Source organism: Streptococcus sp. ST14 (assembly GCF_046098195.1).
Classification (GTDB): domain Bacteria; phylum Bacillota; class Bacilli; order Lactobacillales; family Streptococcaceae; genus Streptococcus.
The window spans coordinates 11,484-31,901 of record NZ_JBJUSF010000010.1 but is presented as its reverse complement, the minus strand read 5'-3'; the positions used below and the strand labels follow the sequence as shown (position 1 = coordinate 31,901).

Genomic DNA, 20,418 nt, shown 5'->3' with positions numbered 1-20,418 from the left:
ATGTCTTTAAAAGATAAATTCGATAAATTTATAGATTATTTCACAGAAGATGGAGAGGAAACAACTAACTACCAGCCTCAACAAGAGGAAACAGTTCGTCCGGCCGTCTCAACTTCTAAGGAATTACCAGCACCTGCTCAGTCAGGACCAGCAAAAGATGCAAACATTACTCGCTTACATGCTCGTCAACAAGAATTGGCAATGCAAAGCCATCGTTCAGATGAGAAAGTGACAATTGACGTTCGCTATCCAAGAAAATATGAAGATGCAACTGAAATTGTAGATTTGTTGGCTGGAAATGAAAGTATTTTGATTGATTTCCAATACATGACAGAAGTACAAGCCCGTCGTTGCCTTGATTACTTGGATGGAGCCCGTCATGTCTTGGCTGGAAATATGAAAAAAGTTGCGAGTACGATGTATCTATTGACTCCTGTCAACGTTATCGTGAATATTGAAGATATCAAACTTCCAGATGAATCACAAAGCGCTGAGTTTGGTTTTGATATTAAACGAAATAGAGCAAGATAATGATTTTCTTAATTCGTTTAATCCAAAATGCGGTCAGCATTTATTCCATCATTCTCGTTGCATTTGCTCTTCTTTCATGGTTTCCAAATGCCTATGAAAGCCAGCTAGGTCGCCTAGTTATCAGACTTGCTCGTCCAGTTATTGAGCCCCTTCGTAAGCTCAATCTACAATTTGCTGGTCTTGATTTTACGGTTTGGGCAGCGCTGATTCTGATTCAGTTTGTTGGAAATATCTTAACACGACTAGTCCTATTACTATGACAGTAAATCGAGCCATTTATCAGCATTTTTCTCAAGATGATATTCCCTTTATTGATAAGGGATTAGAGTGGATCAAGCGGGTAGAAGATACCTATGCACCAGTGCTTACTCCATTTATCAATCCCCATCAGGAACAGATCTTGAGGGTGCTAGCTGGGACATATGGACTGGGTTGCCAAAGTAGTGGTGATTTTCTTCCGACAGAGTCGGTTCGAGTTCTTCTCTATCCCGATTACTTTGAACCGGAGATATCAGACTTTGAAATGGCCTTGTTGGAAATTTGCTATCCGAGTAAGTTTGAACAACTGAGTCATGGAAAAATATTGGGAACAATCATCAACCAGCTAGGAATTGACCGTAAATTATTTGGTGATATCTTGGTAGATGAAAAGAGAGCACAGATTTTTGTCAATCGTGATTTCATTCCTCTTTTTCAGGATGGAATAAGAAAGATTGGCAGACTTCCTGTATCGCTGGAGGAATGTCCTTTTACCGATAGGATTTTGTCTAAAATTGATTATAGAGTACGAGAAATTTTAGTTTCGAGTTTTCGATTGGATGCCCTCTTATCAAGTGCCTTGAAATTATCTAGAAATCAAACTAGTCAACTGATTGAGAAAAAATCTGTCCAGGTAAACTATCATGTTGTTGAAAAATCTGATTACCAGGTTGCAGTTGGAGATTTGATCAGTGTGAGAAAGTTTGGTCGTTTGAAAGTTGTCAAAGACAATGGTCAGACCAAAAAGGATAAGAAAAAACTAACAGTCCGGCTACTTTTAAGCAAGTGAGAAAAAATATGTCGATTACACCACAAGAAATAAGTGATAAAGCTTTCTCAAGAACATTCAGAGGCTACAATCAGGAAGAAGTTGACCTCTTTCTAGATAAGATTTACTTTGAATTAGAGGAGATGATTCGATACAAAGATGAAACTGAACTCTATATCAAAAAACTAGAAGAACGTCTTTCCTATTATACGAATGATATTCCTAAGAGAACAGTAACAAGTGAGCAAGAACCAGAAGCAATTAATGATTCTATTTTTTATTAAGTAAGTGAGGAAAAGTATGCCAATTACATCGTTAGAAATTAAAGATAAAACCTTTGGTACAAGATTTAGAGGTTTTGATCCAGAAGAAGTAGATGAATTTCTGGATATCGTTGTTCGTGACTACGAAGACTTGGTTCGTAGCAATCATGATAAAGAGACACACATCAAGAGTTTGGAAGAACGTTTGTCTTACTTTGATGAGATGAAGGATTCCTTGAGTCAGTCAGTTTTGATTGCTCAAGATACAGCGGAGCGTGTTAAACAAGCTGCTCAAGAACGTTCAAACAATATTATTCAACAAGCTGAACAAGATGCTCAGCGTTTGCTTGAAGAAGCGAAATACAAGGCAAATGAAATTCTCCGTCAGGCTACAGATAATGCGAAGAGAGTGGCTGTTGAGACAGAAGAGTTGAAGAATAAGAGCCGTGTATTCCATCAACGCCTCAAATCTACGATTGAAAGTCAATTAGCTATTGTCGAGTCATCTGATTGGGAAGACATTCTTCGCCCAACAGCTACTTACCTTCAGACAAGTGATGAAGCCTTTAAAGAAGTGGTGGGTGAAGTTCTTGGTGAAACTGTATCTTTACAACCAGAGGAAGAACCAATTGATATGACTCGTCAATTCACTCCAGAAGAGGTAGCAGAGTTACAAGCTCGTATCGAGGCTGGCAACAAAGAATTAGCTGAGTTTGAAGCTCAACAAAATCAACAGACAGAAGAAAGTGACCAGCATGAAGAGTCAGTTGAAGTAGAAGCTACTGCAACAACTGAGGACGATGCAAACAAAGAATCTGTTCTTATCCTATAAAAAAATGTGAGAACAAGATCCAACCAACTATATTTTCAGCGAGCGGGAGATGGTGAGAGTCCTGCAATCCCTAGTGGTTAGATTATCCTCTCAAGCAATCCAGTCCGAAAACAGTAAGACTAGACGTCCCCCCACGTTACGGGAAAAGAGGAAAAGAGACCCTGTCTTTTTTCGAACAAAGGTGGTACCACGATTTTCGTCCTTTTTGCGAATCGTGGTTTTTATTTTGTCATTTTAAATTAAAGGAGTAACAATGAAACTTAAAGAAACCCTCAATCTAGGGAAAACAGACTTTCCTATGCGTGCTGGTCTTCCAACCAAAGAACCAGTTTGGCAAAAAGAATGGGAAGAAGCAAAACTTTACCAACGTCGTCAAGAATTGAACCAAGGAAAACCACATTTCACCTTGCATGATGGACCTCCGTATGCAAACGGAAATATCCACGTTGGACATGCCATGAACAAGATTTCCAAAGATATTATTGTTCGTTCTAAGTCTATGTCTGGATTTTACGCTCCTTACATCCCAGGTTGGGATACTCATGGTCTGCCAATCGAGCAAGTCTTGGCAAAACAGGGTGTTAAACGCAAAGAAATGGACTTGGTTGAGTACTTGAAACTTTGCCGTGAGTACGCTCTTTCTCAAGTTGATAAACAACGTGAAGACTTTAAACGATTGGGTGTTTCTGGCGACTGGGAAAATCCTTATGTGACTTTGACTCCGGACTATGAAGCGGCTCAGATCCGTGTCTTCGGAGAAATGGCTAAGAAAGGCTATATCTACCGTGGTGCCAAGCCAGTTTACTGGTCTTGGTCATCTGAATCAGCTCTTGCTGAAGCGGAAATTGAGTACCATGATTTGCTTTCGACTTCCCTTTACTATGCGAACCGCGTCAAAGACGGAAAAGGTGTGCTCGATACAGATACTTACATCGTTGTATGGACAACTACTCCATTTACCATCACAGCTTCTCGTGGTTTGACAGTTGGAGCAGATATTGATTATGTATTGGTACAACCAGCTGGTGAGACTCGTAAGTTTGTAGTTGCTTCAGAATTATTGAATAGTCTTTCTGAGAAATTTGGTTGGGCTGATGTTCAGGTCTTGGCAACCTACCGTGGTCAAGAATTGAACCACATTGTAACAGTCCACCCATGGGATACGGCTGTAGATGAGTTGGTAATCCTGGGTGACCACGTTACGACTGACTCTGGTACAGGTATTGTCCATACAGCCCCTGGTTTTGGTGAGGACGACTACAATGTCGGTGTTGCCAACGGCCTTGAAGTTGCTGTAACAGTTAACGAACGCGGTATTATGATGGAAAATGCTGGTCCTGAATTTGCGGGTCAGTTCTATGACAAGGTTGTGCCGACTGTTATCGAAAAACTGGGCGATTTGCTCCTTGCTCAAGAAGAAATCTCTCACTCATACCCATTTGACTGGCGTACGAAAAAACCAATCATCTGGCGTGCTGTTCCACAATGGTTTGCCTCTGTATCTAAATTCCGCCAAGAAATATTGGACGAAATTGAAAAAGTGAAGTTCCACTCAGAATGGGGTAAAGTGCGTCTTTACAACATGATTCGTGACCGTGGTGACTGGGTAATCTCTCGTCAACGTGCTTGGGGAGTTCCCCTTCCTATCTTCTATGCTGAAGACGGAACGCCAATCATGACAGCTGAAACGATTGAACATGTAGCTCAACTCTTTGAGGAACACGGTTCTATCATCTGGTGGGAACGTGATGCTAAGGACCTCTTGCCAGAAGGATTTACTCATCCAGGTTCACCAAATGGCGAGTTCAAAAAAGAAACAGACATCATGGACGTATGGTTTGACTCAGGTTCATCATGGAATGGAGTAGTGGTCAACCGTCCAGAACTCAAATACCCAGCAGATCTTTACCTTGAAGGTTCTGACCAGTACCGTGGTTGGTTTAACTCATCACTTATCACATCTGTTGCCAACCATGGCGTTGCTCCATATAAACAAATCTTGTCACAAGGTTTTGCCCTTGATGGTAAAGGTGAGAAGATGTCTAAATCTCTTGGAAATACCATTGCTCCAAGCGATGTTGAAAAACAATTTGGTGCGGAAATTTTGCGTCTCTGGGTAACAAGTGTGGACTCAAGCAACGACGTGCGTATCTCTATGGATATCTTGAGCCAAGTCTCTGAAACTTACCGTAAGATCCGTAACACTCTTCGCTTCTTGATTGCTAACACATCTGACTTTAACCCAGCTCAAGACGCAGTGGCTTACGATGAGCTTCGTTCCGTTGATAAGTACATGACCATCCGCTTTAACCAGCTTGTCAAGACTATTCGTGATGCTTATGCCAACTTTGAATTCTTGACAATTTACAAGGCCTTGGTGAACTTTATCAACGTTGATTTGTCAGCCTTCTACCTTGATTTTGCTAAAGACGTTGTCTACATCGAAGGTGCCAAATCACTCGAACGCCGTCAAATGCAGACTGTCTTCTATGACATTCTTGTGAAAATCACCAAACTCTTGACACCAATCCTTCCGCACACAGCAGAGGAAATCTGGTCATATCTTGAGTTTGAAGCTGAAGAATTTGTGCAATTGTCTGAATTACCAGAAGCTGAAACTTTTGCCAACCAAGAAGAAATCTTGGATACATGGTCAGCCTTCATGGATTTCCGCGGACAAGCTCAAAAAGCCTTGGAAGAAGCTCGTAATGCCAAAGTTATCGGGAAATCACTTGAAGCACACTTGACAGTTTATCCAAACGAAGTTGTGAAAACTCTTCTTGGAGCAGTGGATAGCAATGTGGCTCAACTTTTGATCGTGTCAGAATTAACCATCGCAGAAGGACCAGCTCCAGAAGGCGCAGTTAGCTTTGAGGATGTTGCCTTTACAGTTGAACGCGCTGCAGGTGAAGTTTGTGACCGTTGCCGTCGTATCGACCCAACTACTGCAGAACGCAGCTACCACGCAGTCATCTGTGACCACTGTGCAAGCATTGTAGAAGAAAACTTTGCAGATGCAGTTGCAGAAGGATTTGAAGCGAAATAATCAGATTAGAAATATGTCTTCTCATAGTTTAAGATGAGATGAAAAGGAAAAAGAGAGGAAGTCATTTCTCTCTTTTTTGATGGTAAAAGCTTAGGACAAAGATGTAGAAATTCAACATTTTTAGGGAAAGTTTTAAGTTGATTTTTGAGATTTTTTTAAAAAGAGAGATCGTTTTTTGGTACTTTTCAAAAGCTTGTGTTGCTTCTAAAAATCGCGACAAATAATTTGAATAATCAAGTGAAATCGGGTAGAATAGAAAGGATTGAATAATATATTGAAGAGGAAATTTTGAGAATGAAACATCAGTTTTATGGAGAAAAACGACAGCGCTTTTCTTTCCGCAAGTTGTCCGTTGGGCTCGTTTCGGCGACTATTGGAAGCTTCTTTTTGAGTGGGCAAATAACTGGGGACTTGACTTCTGTGAAGGCAGCAGAAATTCAAAGTCAGCAGTCTGCTCAGGTCAAATACCACTACGTAGTGGAGTCTGAATTGACGGAGGCAGAGAAGAGTGCCTTGATCAGGGAGATTCCAAAGCATGTTGAGGATGCTTCAGAGACTTATTACTTAGTTTATCGTCCGACTACTCAAGCGGATTCGTCTAGAGTATTACCTAAAACAGGTCATTCCGGTCTTTGGGAATCAACTTTTACAGCGATGGGTCTTGCATTACTAGTGCTTGTAGTTGTTAAAGGAAGAAATGGGAAGAGGTATTTATCTTCTATCTTGTTGGTAACTGGAATGGGATCCATACTGCTATCTCCAACAGTCTTAGCAGTGACGAATATCGAGCTCGCTGCATATAATCAAAGTCTTAACTTGGGTCTTGGAGATGCACTGCCAGCGCCATTGAAAATTGACGGTTACGACTATATCGGTTATCTAAAGAATGAAGAACAAAATGATAGTCATTTAGCTCATTCTGCTCTGAAGGAAAATCTGACACTTGATTTAGAGAAAGAGAAGGGAAGTGAACTTAAGCCGAGTGAAACAAATCCTGATATGAAAGAGATTGTTTCGGATAAGGGTGATGCTTTAACTGAGGGAGAAAGAGAAGCTATAGCTGCTAAGGAAAGAGAGTCTGCTCGTCTAAGCACCGTTTATGACTTGCCAGAACTAAAAATTAGTGAGCAGGAGTCAGTTCAAGAACTTCCTTATCAGACAAAATACCAATATACCGATGAATTGGCTCAAGGGCAATCAAAAGTCATACAATCAGGTGTTCGAGGTCAACGTACAGTGGTGACTCGTCATTATCATGAGAATCAAGAAATCGTAAAAAGCGAAATGATTTCTGATCAAGTGACGCTTGAACCTGTTTCTGAAATTATTTTAGTTGGAACAGCTCCAACTAACTCGATACCAAAAGAAACTCCAGTTCACGAAGTTCCAGAATTGACAGAATATGGCACAACTCCAGAAACAGCGCCAGTTCACGAAGTTCCAGAATTGACAGAATATGGCACCAGTCCAGAAACAACGCCAGTTCACGAAGTTTCAGAATTGAAAGAATATGGTACAAATCCTGATACAGCCCCAGTTCATGAAGTTCCAGAATTGACGGAATATGGGACAACTCCAGAAACAGCACCAGTTCATGAAGTTCCAGAATTGGCAGAGTATGGCACTAGTCCCGAGACAACTCCAGTTCAAGAGATTCCAGAATTGACGGAATATGGCACAACTCCTGATACAGCTGCTATTCATGAGAATTCTGAGTTGGAATTGACTACAAATGATGAGGTTAGAATAGAAAAGATTGATTTTTCTATTGACGAGCAATATACAGATGAAATTCCAGAAGGAAGTCGTCAAATCGCGACTCCGGGTGTTGAGGGTGAGCGCACGATTAAGACTCGTGTATACAGTTCCAACGGGCAAGAGGTTGACCGCCAAGAGTTGTCTAACGAGGAAACTTTGGCGCCCGTAACACAGATCGTCAAAGTCGGAACTGCTAAGCCAACTATGGTACCGAGCGAAGCACCGAAAGCAGACGCTCTGCCAGAGTATCCGCTAACTTACACCGACGAAATTCGCGTTGAGAAAATAGCCTTCAACATCGAGGAGCAATATACGGATGAGCTTGTTCAAGATGCTCGTCAAATCGTAACTCCGGGAGTCCAAGGTGAACGAACTATCAAGACTCGCGTCTACAGTTCTAATGGCCAGGAAATTGACCGTCAAGAACTTTCGAATGAAGAAACCTTGGCTCCTGTAACACAAATCGTCAAAGTCGGTACGGCTAAATCAAACATGGTACCGAACGATCCACCGCAAGCAGACGCACTGCCAGAGTATCCGTTGACTTATACTGACGAAACTCGTGTTGAGAAAATAGCCTTCAACATCGAGGAGCAATATACCGATGAGCTTGTTCAAGATGCCCGTCAAATCGCAACTCCGGGAGTTCAAGGCGAACGTACCATTAAGACTCGTGTTTACAGCTCTAACGGTCAAGTTGTTGACCGCCAAGAGTTGTCCAACGAGGAAACCCTAGCTCCCGTAACGCAAGTGGTCAAGGTCGGTACGGCTAAACCAAACATGGTACCGAACGATCCACCGCAAGCAGACGCTCTGCCAGAGTATCCACTGACATATACCGACGAAATTCGCGTTGAGAAAATAGCCTTCAACATCGAGGAGCAACATACGGACGAATTAGTTCGTGATGCTCGTCAAATCGCGACTCCAGGTGTCCAAGGTGAGCGGACCATCAAGACTCGAGTCTACAGTTCTAATGGCCAAGTGGTCGACCGTCAAGAATTGTCTAACGAGGAAACACTAGCTCCTGTAACGCAAATTGTCAAGGTCGGTACGGCTAAGCCAACTATGGTACCGAATGAAGCACCGAAAGCAGATGCTTTGCCAGATTATCCCCTAACTTATACCGACGAAACGCGCGTAGAGAAAATAGCCTTTAATATCGAGGAGCAATATACGGATGAGCTTGTTCAAGATGCCCGTCACATCATAACTCCGGGTGTTGAGGGTGAGCGTACCATTAAGACTCGTGTCTACAGTTCTAACAGTCAGGAAATCGACCGCCAAGAACTTTCGAATGAAGAAACCTTGGCTCCCGTAACACAGATCGTCAAAGTCGGCACAGCTAAACCAACCATGGTACCGAGCGAAGCACCGAAAGCAGACGCTTTGCCGGAATATCCACTGACTTATACCGATGAAACGCGCGTTGAAAAAATCAACTTTAGCATTCGTGAAGAAGAAACGGATGAATTGGTTCGTGATGCCCGCCAAATCACAACTCCAGGAGTTCAAGGCGAACGGACTATCAAGACTCGTGTCTACAGTTCCAATGGTCAAGTTGTTGATCGTCAAGAGTTGTCTAATGAAGAAACCTTGGCTCCAGTAACGCAAATTGTCAAAGTCGGCACAGCTAAACCAAGCATGGTACCGAATGAAGCACCGAAAGCAGAGGCTTTACCAGAGTATCCGCTAACTTATACCGACGAAACGCGCGTGGAGAAAATAGCCTTCAACATCGAGGAGCAACATACGGACGAATTGGTTCAAGATGCTCGTCAAATCACAACTCCGGGAGTCCAAGGCGAACGAACTATCAAGACTCGCATTTACAGTTCTAATGGCCAAATTGTCGACCGCCAAGAGTTGTCTAACGAGGAAACTCTAGCGCCAGTAACACAAATCGTCAAAGTCGGAACTGCTAAACCAACCATGGTACCGAATGAAGCTCCGAAAGCAGATGCTTTAGAGGAGTTCGATTTAATTTCACTGCATAATCTCTTGGCAGAAGCGAATCAGATTAAAGCTCAGGCCCGTTATTTCAACGATAGTCAGAGTCATCAAGATAACTATGATGCTGCTTTGACGGCTGGTCAAGCGATTCTGAGCCAATCCCAAGCTAGCCAGGCAGAAGTCAACCAACTGGTGGAACAAATCAATCAAGCCAAGGCTCAATTAAGTGGACTTGAAGTTGTTAAAACGGCTCTTCAGACTGAGTACGATTTAAATCCAACGGTTAAAACCTCGGTTAAATATAAGAATGCGGATTCAGAAAAGCAGACAGCTTATACTGATGAATTGACCAAGGCAGACAAAGTTTTGAACAATCAGACTGCTACACAAGTACAGGTCAACCAAGTTCTTGCTAGCCTGACAGAAGCCAAAGAAGCTCTAAATGGAGTGCCTAAAGTCAAGCCGACTGTTTCCATTCTAAGTCTGACTGAGAATGCTGATGATAAGTCGGTGACAGTCCAATATAGATTGGAAGACCAGACCCAGTCCTTCCGTTCAGCGACTGCAGAATTGTACCAGGGAGATCAGCTGATTCGCACTCTTCCAATTACCAACTTTGCTGGCAGCTTGAAAATTGGTGACCTAGACTACTATACAGGCTATACTTTGAAAACCAAGTTGACTTATGAACTGGATAATGGCAGCTTTACTGAGTTTGAAACAGACAGTCGTAACTTTGAGCTAGAATACAAGAAGATTGCCTTCCGTGATATTGATTCCGTTGAGTTTTATCATAAAGAAAACGACCAATACAAGCGTTTTGTATCGATGATCTCCATTCCTACGGATCTGTCTACCTACTTCGTTAAGATCAAATCAAGCGAATCCAAGGAAATTCTCCTACCAGTTCACAGCATTTCTGAAGCAGAGAAAGATGGCAAGGCCGTCTATAAGCTTAATGTAACCCTTCCTGAACTCGTCCAAGAAAGTGAGACGGGCTACAAGTCTGGGCATGACTTCTATATCAGTAAGGCAGTCCCAAGTCAGCAAAATGTCTACACTAGCTTTGCTGGATTGGTAGACGCTATGAAGCGAAATATGGCAGGAAACTATGTGTTGGGAGCTGATTTGGATGCGAGCGAGGTTAACCTAGCTCCTGCGGATTATGTCTACCTCAAAGGGAACTTCACCGGCAGTCTGACAGGTAGTCAAAATGGTAAGCAATACGCCATTTACAATCTAGCCAAGCCTTTATTTGAAAATCTCAAGAGTGGGTCTACCATTTCCAATATCGACTTTAAAGATGTGAATATCGTGGGTACCTATGACTCGGCTGCGCTGGCACGTAATGCGGAGAATGCGCGAATCACAGATGTTTCTGTTCAGGGGAGAGTATCGGTAGTAGGAAACGCTTCTAACGTAGCTGGTCTTGTAGTTAATGGAACCAATACGAAAATTACAAATAGTTCCTTTACGGGAACTATCCTATCTAACAGTCAACACATCAAATCTTATAATGTAGGTGGTTTGGTTGCAAACCTTAAAGGAGGAGAATCTCTTCTTAGCCAAAGTAAAGCAGATGTAACGATTATTAGTGGTGCACGATCAAATGAACAACGTATCGGTGGTTTGGTTGGACGTCTAGAAAACAATGCTCGAATCACCAAGTCGTATGTGACAGGAAAACTATATAATGCAACCACTAGCGGTCAAATCGGTGGAGTGGTCGGCTCGAACTACTTTAATGGTTTAGTTGATAATGTGATCAGTAATGTTAGCGGTACAAATGTTTACAGTATTTCTGGGGATCAGGGCTACAAAAACGACCGTATTACGCAAGCATATAAAGTTGCTAAAAGTGAAACCTTGAAAAACGATCAGTTTGTTACTTCTACTATTACTCAAGAAGAAATGGAAGAAAAACTGACTGCTATGGACATCACGACTAGCCTAGATGACACGAATCTAAATATGCGTTATGTCGACTATGGTGAGGTAAACAATGCTCAATTCGACCGTGGATATTCTTATGCAAATATGGAGAAACTGCTTCCTTTCTACAATAAAGAAACCATTGTTTCGTTTGCGAACAAGATTCCGAAAGAGCATAAGTTGAACAAGGAGTACCTACTGGATGTTGTTCCGATGAAGGGCGACCAGGTTATCACTGATATCCATAGCAATAAAACAGCAATCAATCGTTTGATGCTGCACTACATGGACAATACCATTGACTACCTAGAAATATCTTATCAGGGAGATTTCGTCAACCAAGGTATTGCTGAGTATAGTATCAAGGGGTTAGACCTTCTTTATACTCCAGAAGCCTTTGTATCAGATTATACTAGTATTCTAAATCAAGTCCTGCCAGAGTTAAACAAAGTCGTTCTTGATTCGCCAGCTATGCGAACAGCTCTCGGAGTAGCAGCAGATACTTCTTTAGATGAACTATACTTAGACACCGCATTTACGCAAGTGAAAAGCAAGCTATCAGGTGAGCTTCGCAAAGTGCTGGCTATGGATAAGGCTATCAATACTGAAGGTGAAGTAGTTAAGGACTATCTTGTTAAGAAGATTCTTGCTGATAAAGAAGCTTTCCTATTGGGGCTGACTTACCTTAACCGTTGGTATAATATCAACTATGACAATTTTAATGTTAAGGACTTGTCGGCTTACAAGATGGATTTCTACGGTAAAAATGACGTTTCGGTTCTTGATACAATCATAGCTTTAGGGAAATCAGGACTAGAGAATCTCAAGGCTAAGAACAACTATACAGCGTATGATAATTCGCTCTCTGAAGCAACTGGTAAACGAGGACTCTTTAACTATCTTGAAGGCTATCGTCAGCTCTTCCTACCATACAAGACCAATAATGAATGGCTCAAAACCAATACAAAGGCCTATATCGTTGAGGCTAAGTCGGATGTAGCAGAAGCGAGACAGCTTCAGGACGCAGCCGAGGGCAAGAGCAAGTATTCTGTTGGTGTTTATGACAAGATTACTGCAGATAATTGGGAACACAAGGGCATGCTCCTGCCACTCTTGACCATGACCGAGAAAGGTGTCTATGCGATCTCTAATCTGTCTACCCTCTCTATGGGAGCTTATGATCGCTATCGCCTGGATGCCAATAACAGGGTTCGCACAGACGCTGAACTAGTTGAATATGTCGAAGACCGAGTGAGGAAAACAGCTGAATACCAGCGCGACCACTATGATTTCTGGTACAAGATTCTCAGTCCGGAAAGCAAAGACAAGCTCTTCCGTTCTGTTCTGGTTTATGACGGCTTCTTCTTGACTGACAAAGCAGGACAAAGCTATTGGGCACCAGCTAATGACAAAAAATCACAGGCTATGCGGGAATTCTTTGGACCAGCCGGCAAGTGGTATCCAAGCAAAGGCTATAATGCCTATGCTACGGGAAGTGTTACCCATTTTGATAGAGCACGATTGTTAGAAGACTATGGAAACTCTGTCTACACCCATGAAATGACCCATAACTCTGACGGTGCAATTTACTTTGAAGGATATGGTCGTCGTGAGGGCTTGGGTGCGGAACTCTATGCTCGTGGACTCTTGCAATCTTCGCCAAGCCCAGATGAACCAACCATTACGCTCAATACTCTCTTCAAGGTGGACAAGGATTCTAAAACACGTATGCATACCTATAATTTCAAGGAACGTGTTCAAAATGCAGCAGACCTGCAACACTACGTCCATGGTATGTTTGACATGATTTACACCTTGGACTATCTAGAAGGTACTTCTATGCTGAAGCAGAGTGATGCTGCCAAGTTACAGTGGTTCAGGAAGATGGAGAATTACTATATTACAGATAAGTATGGTAAGGAGACTCACGCAGGTAACCAGACGCGAAGCTTCACAGCTGAGGAAATCAAGCAGCTGAAGACCTTTGACTCTTTGATTGAAAATGATGTGATCACTCGTCGGGAGAACAAGGATAGTGGGAAATATGGTCGAAATGGCTACCTCAGTCTCAGCCTCTTCTCACCGATTTACTCAGCCTTGAGCAATCCAAATGGAGCGCCAGGTGACGTCATGTTCCGTCGCACAGCCTATGAATTACTGGCAGCCAAGGGCTATCATGACGGATTTGTCCCTTATGTTTCTGGTCAGTACTCTCAGGAAGCCTTCGATGAAGGCAAGAAAACGTGGGACGGATGGTCTGGAAGAGATGTCGGTCTCGTGACAGACCAGAAAGTCTTGGAAAATGTATTTAAAGGTGAATACACCTCTTGGGCAGCCTTCAAGAAGGCCATGTACAAGGAGCGAATTGATCAGTTGACCAAGCTGAAGCCAATCACCATTGAGTACGAGCTTAAAAATCCAAACAGTACCAAGAAAGTAACCATTCGTTCTTATGCAGAGATGCAGCAGTTGATGGACGCAGCCGTGGCAGAGGATGTACGCAACATTACCAATGCTACTAGTCGTGTCGAAGCTAGCTGGGTTAACCTGCTCAAGAAGAAGATTTACAACGCTTATCTTCGTGAGACAGACGACTTCAGACAGTCTATTTTCAAGAAATAAGGAAACGATTCTGTTTGATTAAAATTTGAAAAATTCCTAGGTTTAAGGCTACCTAGGAATTTTTCTGTGGTTTCTCCATAATCTTGTTTGTGCATTCAAGACCTGATAAGATAAGGATTTTGACAGCGTAAATGAACTGAAAAAATTAGCAGTTTTTTGTGGCTATTATTTATAGCAAATAAATTGAATAATCTAGTAAATTTCGGTAGAATAGAGGGGATTCAAATCATGATAAAGGAAAGATTAGGAATGAAAAGAAGTTATTTAGGAGAAAAGCACCAGCGTTTTTCATTGAGAAAAGTTTCGGTTGGTTTAGTTTCTGCTCTGGTAGGGACTTTCTACCTTTTTAGTGGAGGAGGTTCCCTTGCTAGTGTAGCGGCTAGTGAACAGACGACATCCGTTACAAAACAGGTCCACTATAAGTACGTGACAGAGAGTGAGCTCACGGACCAAGAGAAGCAATTGGTAGTCAAAGAATTGCCACAGTTTGCTGAGGAAACAGATGATACTTACTATTTGATTTATCGTCCGACGAGACAGTTGCCTGCAACTGGTCACAGCCAACTCATTAGCTCAATTGCAGCGGGGGCAGGCATAGTGCTACTGGTCGTAGCAATTAAACTGGGCAGAGATGATCGCAAGAAACTCGCTTCATTTATGCTTTTGACCAGTCTAGGAAGTCAGCTGATTGCGCCAACTTCCTTGGCTTTGACAAATCAAATGCTGGCAAACTATAATCAGGAACTGACTGTACAGGTCGGGGAAGCATTGCAATCCCCACTTACGATTGAAGGCTACCAATATGTAGGGTATTTGAAATCTCAAAAAGAAGTGAAGTCTTCAGTTGATGGCAAGAAAGAGTTGAATCATTCGGCTCCTATTGATACTCCAGTCCAAACTTCGAACGGAAGCCAAGCGCAGGAAGAGTATCGTTCTCAGAAACCAAGTGATGCTCCTGTATTTGAACAACCAGAGTTAAAGGTTGATAGTAAAGATACCAGTCGTACAGAGATTATTCCTTTCCAAGTGGTGGAAGTAGAGGCGGATGATTTGCCGCAAGGTCAAACTGAGGTGATTCAGGCAGGGAAAAATGGTAGTCGTACCATCGTGACCCGCAGCTACTTTTTAAATGGTCAGGTGATCCATACAGAGGAGGTTTCCAATCAGGTAACGACTGAGCCGACTTCTGAGATTAGAAAAGTCGGAAGCAAGATCCCTTCTCCTACAAAACCAAGCCCAGGGGAGTCCGTTAGCGAGAAACCAACAGACGCTCCAATAAATGAAGTTCCAAGCTTAAACGTTGAAGAAAAAGATGTTACCACAACAGTGGCTGAACCCTACACTCGAGAACGAGTAGAGAGTGATAGCTTGCCAGTTGGCCAGACCAAGATAACCCAAGCTGGTCAAGATGGCGTGCGTACAATCGTCACCCGTCAGTACATGGTAGATGGAAAAGTAGAGAGAAGCCAGGAACTCTCAAACGAAGTGACGACTCCAGCGGTCTCAGAGATCGTAACGGTCGGAACGGCTCCTGTTAGCGAGAAACCAACAGACGCTCCTGTAAATGAAGTTCCAAGCTTAAACGTCGAAGAAAAGGACGTTACCACAACAGTGGCCGAACCCTATCCAACCAAGGAAGTGGAAAGTGCAGACCTGCCATTGGGGCAAAGAGAAGTTAGTCAAGCAGGTCAAGAGGGTATCCGTACGATTGTGACTCGTCAGTATTTAGTAGATGGAAAAGTCGAAAATACAGAGGAAATCTCTAACACTATCACAAAAGAAGCAGTTCCTCAGATTATCAAAGTCGGTACAAAACCAATTTCTACAAATGCGGATCACGCTCCTGTGGAACCAGAAAAAGGAACCCTCGACCTTGAACCCTTACACCAATTAGTGGAAGAGGCCGATAGCATCCAGAAAACGCATCAGTATTTCAATGATACCACTGCAGATCAGGAGTCTTATAAACAGGCAGTTGCCAATGCTCAAGCTTTATTTGAGGTATCTCACGCTAGTCAAGAACAAGTTGATTCCTTGAAAAATGCCCTTGAAACTGCTAAGAATAATCTAGACGGCCAACCTGTTGATAAGAAAACTCTTGGAGTTGAATTTGACATGAAGGATGTGACTCAGTCTACAGTTGCTTACCAGTATGCTGATGAACAAGCCAAACTCCGCTATCGTCGTGCCTTAGATCAGGCCAAGCTCGTTTTGGACAATCCTTTCGCCAATCAAGCCTTGGTCGATCAAGTTCGGACGGATCTCGAGGCAGCTCGTCAAGCTCTGGATGGTGTCAAAAGAAAACCAACCCTCTCTCTAGTCAGTGTCGAGAAGGAAGAAGATCAACGCCAAGTTTCTCTTAGCTATCATTTGACGGATGCTACAGCTAGCTATCAATCAGCCAAAGTGCAGCTATACAAGGGCGAAACGCTGATCAAGGAAGTCGACCTTGTGGACCTCACTCAAAAATTGACACTTGATGACTTGGACTACTATACTCCTTATACCCTCAAAACCGTCATGAAATATGACCTGGGTCAAGGGGAACAAACTAGTATAGAGGATCAACGTCCAGTTCAGCTAGATTATAAGAAGGTTGAAATCAAAGACATCGACCGCATCGAACTGTACGGTAAAGATGGTAGTCACTACCGACGTTACCTATCCCTGTCGGAAGTGCCGTCTGATTTGGACAACTACTATGTCCGCATTCAGTCAGATAAGTTCAAGGATATGCTCTTACCTGTTTCTAAGATTACAGATAAGGGCAATGCCTACTCCGTAACGGTATCAGCTAATCAGCTTGTCGAGGGAGAAGGGGACCATTATCGTCCAGATTACTCTTTTGAACTGCCGAAAACGCCTCTTAGCCAAGAAGGTGTCTATACGTCCTTCAAAGCGCTCATAGAGGCCATGAAGTCAAACCCGACTGGAAACTTCAAACTAGGAGCGGATGTTTCAGCAGATGAGATTCAGTTGGAACAGTCTGTGACAAGCTATGTTCCAGAAGAATTTTCAGGTAGTCTAACTAGCCGAGTGGATGGCAAAGATTATACCATCTACAACTTGGCAAAACCACTTTTTGCAACCTTGAAAAATGCCACTATCCAGCAACTGACCTTGAAATCGGCTGCAGTTACAGGCAAGGATTCTATAGGGACCTTGGCTAGCAATGCTCAAAATGCAACGATTACGGATGTTTCTGTAAGTGGTAGTCTATCTGGAAACAAGCATATCGGTGGGCTCGTAGGAGTTGCCCAAAACACAAAACTAACCAATGTTGCCTTTAAAGGGTCCATCACCAGCACCCAAGATGGGGGGCAGGAGTACAATGTTGGTGGCTTGGTTGGTAATTTCCACGGCAACCAATCACTGGCGCAGAAGAGTCAGGCAGATGTATCTATCCAAGTAACGGGTCGAAATGGAGACCAGCGTGTTGGAGGATTGATCGGTCGTTTGCAGAATGGAGCTAGATTAGAAACTTCTTATGTGTCTGGTTCTATCCAAAATGGAGGTCATTCTGGCCAAGTCGGTGGAGCGATCGGATCTACTTGGAACAATGGACAGGTCCGAAATGTCTTGACCAGTGTCAAGGTTCAAAATGGTCATGCGATGACAGGAGATCCCTATCCTGAGGCTTCTGTTCGGGACTCTTATGTTCTTGAAGGAACTACAGCAAATCGAAAAGATGAGCGTTTTGTCCGTTCTATTTCAGAAGCCGATGCGCAAGCCAAACGTCAGTCCTTTGGAATCACTTCAAACTTGACGGACCAGGAGCCATTGCAGCAAGCTTACCAGCATCAAACAGACTATAGTCGAGTGAGGGGAGCCCAAGAGTCCAGAAAGCAAGCCTACGAAAATGTAGAAAAACTATTACCATTCTACAACAAAGACTTCATCGTTCATACAGCCAACCAATTAGCTGAAGATGATAAACTCAACAAAGTAGCCCTGCTAGATGTGGTTCCGATGAAAGATGAGACACTGATAACAGATGTCAACAGCCATAAGGGTGAAATCAATAGACTGATGCTGCATTATGCAGATAAGACGATCGCTTATCTTGATCTGACCTACAAGGGTGATTTTGCCAATGGCCAGATTGCTGAATATAGCATCGCTGATAAGAATTTGCTCTATACGCCAGAAGTCTTCCTATCTGACTACCAGTCTATTAAAGAGAGTGTCTTGGATGAACTCAAATCTGTGACCTATGACTCGGCTGCAGTGCGTAAAGTATTAGGGATTGGTGAAACAGCTTCCTTAGATGATCTTTATCTGGAAAAAGCCTTTGAACAAATCAAAGCTGAACTAGGTCAGGAGCTCCTCAAGGTACTTTCAGTTGACAAGTCGATCAACACCCTAGGCCCTGCCGTAGCGGATGCGATTAGCCAAAAAATTCTGCAGAACAAAGAGGCCTTCATGCTTGGTCTGACCTATCTCAACCGCTGGTACAATGTCAACTATGGAACGTTCAATACCAAAGATCTTAGTGCCTATAAGTTTGATTTCTTTGGCAATCAAGCAGCTTCGACACTGGATACTATCATCGCTCTCGGGAACTCTGGAATGGGCAATCTTCGAGCGCAAAACAACTTCAATGCTTACCGACAATCCCTAGCCAAGGAAAAAGGCAAAGGAGACCTCTTTGCTTACTTAGAAAGTCTGCGTGAACTCTTCTTGCCAAATAAAACCAACAGTGAGTGGTTCAAGGAAAATACTAAGGCTTATATCGTAGAAGCTCGTTCAAGTCTGCCAGAAATTCAGGCTAAGCAAGACAATGCAGATCGTAAGAGTAAGTATACAATCAAGGTCTACGACAGACTGACTCAGGGAGATTGGGGCTTCAAGCAAATGGTCCTCCAACTTCTGACCTTACCTGAAAGAGATGTCTATATCATCAGCAATATGTCGACTATTGCCTTTGGTAGCTTTGGAGGCTACAGGAAAGAAGGTGGTAGAGTTCTCTCAGGCGAGGAACTCCATCGACACGTTGAAAAACTTGTGGATCAATCAGCTGAATGGCAACGAAACCACTATGACATGTGGTACAACATTTTAAGTCCAAACAGGAAAGACACTCTATTCAGACGGGTGATCGTTACAGACGGTTTCTTTCTTTATAATGATAAAGGCCAGCAATATTGGGCTCCTCGTAATGATAAGACCTCTGTTGCTATGTATAATTTCTTTGGCCCTGCTGGCAAGTATCACGGAGACAATGGACTAGGAGCCTTTGCAAATGGTTATGAAGTCTTCTATGTCTATGACCAGATGCTGGGAGCTTCTGGAACCATGGTCTATACCCATGAAATGACCCACAACTCGGATGGTTCTATCTATTTTGAAGGACATGGTCGTCGTGAGGGTGAAGGGCCTGAGAGTTTTGCTACAGGGATGTTAGAGTCTGTAACCAATGTTAGCGAAAAAGGTCTCGTACTTAATAGCTTCTATCAAGGAGATAAAGATTCGACCACACGTTACCATACCTATGATCCTGTTGCTCGATTCTCCTCAGCAGATGCTCTTCGCGACTACATGCATGGAGTTTTTGACGTACTGAACCTTCTGGATTATGTAGAAGGGGATATTGTTACTGGAGTTCTAACTGATCAACAGAAAATGAAATGGTACCGTAAGGCTGAAAATTATAACTTTGAAAAAACTTCTTATGGTAAACAAGCTCACGCTGATGATCGAATTGTCCCTATAACTGCCGAAGAAGCAGCCAAACTAAAATCTGTTGATGATTTGGTTGATCATAATATCATTGGTCGTCGCGATGGTTGGGATAGAGCTAACTTTGGACGAAATGCCTACTATGTCATCAATATGTTTGCTTCCTTCTATGCAGCTCTGGACAATCCAACTGGTGCACCTGGGGGACTTATGTTCCGCCGTAGAGCTTATGAATTGCTCGGAGACAAGGGTTACCAACAAGGATTTGTCCCATATGTATCTGGCCAATACGCTGGCCAAGCGCTTAAAGAAGGTCATAAGACCTACTCAATCTGGAACAGAGGAGATGTCGGAGTAGTTGGAGATGATTTGGTTTTCAAAAATCTCTATGGTAGCCAGTATGAATCATGGAAGGATTTGAAGAAAGCCATGTTGAATGAGCGATACAACAAGGCTCAAAACTTCCTTCGCCCTATCACTATCGAGTTTGAAGCAGGAAAACTAGATAGCAAACGACAAATTACGATTTCTTCTTATGAGGAATTACAAGATTATATGTACTTAGCAGTACTAGCGGATGCCTCAGCTAAGAACATTGATCGTGCCTTATCAGACAGCTCTAAGAGCAGTGTCGCCCAACTCAAGTATCGTATTTTCAACGCTTATCTACGTGCCACAGACGACTTCAGACAGTCCATCTTTGAAAGATAGACACGAAAAAAGAAGATCCAAGTGATCTTCTTTTTTAGGTGAATGGCTTGCTTAGTACAAAAAC

At 42.9% G+C, this 20,418-nt stretch carries 8 protein-coding genes; all 8 read left to right on the top strand.

The genetic code is table 11. The features are described from left to right. The 8 genes from ACIY19_RS04825 (at position 1) to ACIY19_RS04790 (ending at position 20,354) form a co-directional block, all read left to right on the top strand. Positions 1-531 (top strand): cell division protein SepF, encoded by a 531-nt coding sequence (locus ACIY19_RS04825; protein WP_061406625.1) that lies wholly within the window; start codon positions 1-3, stop codon positions 529-531. Continuing rightward, the gene (locus tag ACIY19_RS04820; protein WP_000576500.1) at positions 531-791 is read left to right on the top strand and encodes a YggT family protein; all 261 of its coding nucleotides are present in this window, start codon (positions 531-533) and stop codon (positions 789-791) included. The genes ACIY19_RS04825 and ACIY19_RS04820 overlap by 1 nt, the downstream gene beginning before the upstream one ends. Continuing rightward, the gene (locus ACIY19_RS04815; protein ID WP_409002823.1) at positions 788-1,579 is read left to right on the top strand and encodes an RNA-binding protein; all 792 of its coding nucleotides are present in this window, start codon (positions 788-790) and stop codon (positions 1,577-1,579) included. The genes ACIY19_RS04820 and ACIY19_RS04815 overlap by 4 nt, the downstream gene beginning before the upstream one ends. Positions 1,580-1,587: 8 nt before the next feature. Continuing rightward, complete coding sequence (locus ACIY19_RS04810) at positions 1,588-1,842, top strand: DivIVA domain-containing protein (protein WP_000028988.1); 255 nt, start codon at positions 1,588-1,590, stop codon at positions 1,840-1,842. A gap of 16 nt (positions 1,843-1,858) precedes the next feature. Beyond that, positions 1,859-2,653 (top strand): DivIVA domain-containing protein, encoded by a 795-nt coding sequence (locus tag ACIY19_RS04805; protein WP_001123190.1) that lies wholly within the window; start codon positions 1,859-1,861, stop codon positions 2,651-2,653. 253 nt (positions 2,654-2,906) lie between these two features. Next, the gene (ileS, locus tag ACIY19_RS04800; RefSeq protein ID WP_409002822.1) at positions 2,907-5,699 is read left to right on the top strand and encodes an isoleucine--tRNA ligase; all 2,793 of its coding nucleotides are present in this window, start codon (positions 2,907-2,909) and stop codon (positions 5,697-5,699) included. Positions 5,700-5,993: 294 nt separating this feature from the next. After that, the gene (locus ACIY19_RS04795; RefSeq protein ID WP_409002821.1) at positions 5,994-13,964 is read left to right on the top strand and encodes a ZmpA/ZmpB/ZmpC family metallo-endopeptidase; all 7,971 of its coding nucleotides are present in this window, start codon (positions 5,994-5,996) and stop codon (positions 13,962-13,964) included. 249 nt (positions 13,965-14,213) lie between these two features. Then, positions 14,214-20,354, top strand: a complete 6,141-nt coding sequence (locus ACIY19_RS04790) for a ZmpA/ZmpB/ZmpC family metallo-endopeptidase (RefSeq protein WP_409002820.1) — start codon at positions 14,214-14,216, stop codon at positions 20,352-20,354. Positions 20,355-20,418 lie beyond the last annotated feature (64 nt).

Excerpts from the sequence above, each read along its gene's own strand:
- ACIY19_RS04815 (WP_409002823.1), top strand. The coding sequence starts at position 788 with ATGACAGTAAATCGAGCCATTTATCAGCATTTTTCTCAAGATGATATT.
- ACIY19_RS04825 (WP_061406625.1), top strand. The coding sequence starts at position 1 with ATGTCTTTAAAAGATAAATTCGATAAATTTATAGATTATTTCACAGAA.
- ACIY19_RS04820 (WP_000576500.1), top strand. The coding sequence starts at position 531 with ATGATTTTCTTAATTCGTTTAATCCAAAATGCGGTCAGCATTTATTCC.
- ileS (WP_409002822.1), top strand. The coding sequence starts at position 2,907 with ATGAAACTTAAAGAAACCCTCAATCTAGGGAAAACAGACTTTCCTATG.
- ACIY19_RS04805 (WP_001123190.1), top strand. The coding sequence starts at position 1,859 with ATGCCAATTACATCGTTAGAAATTAAAGATAAAACCTTTGGTACAAGA.
- ACIY19_RS04790 (WP_409002820.1), top strand. The coding sequence starts at position 14,214 with ATGAAAAGAAGTTATTTAGGAGAAAAGCACCAGCGTTTTTCATTGAGA.
- ACIY19_RS04810 (WP_000028988.1), top strand. The coding sequence starts at position 1,588 with ATGTCGATTACACCACAAGAAATAAGTGATAAAGCTTTCTCAAGAACA.
- ACIY19_RS04795 (WP_409002821.1), top strand. The coding sequence starts at position 5,994 with ATGAAACATCAGTTTTATGGAGAAAAACGACAGCGCTTTTCTTTCCGC.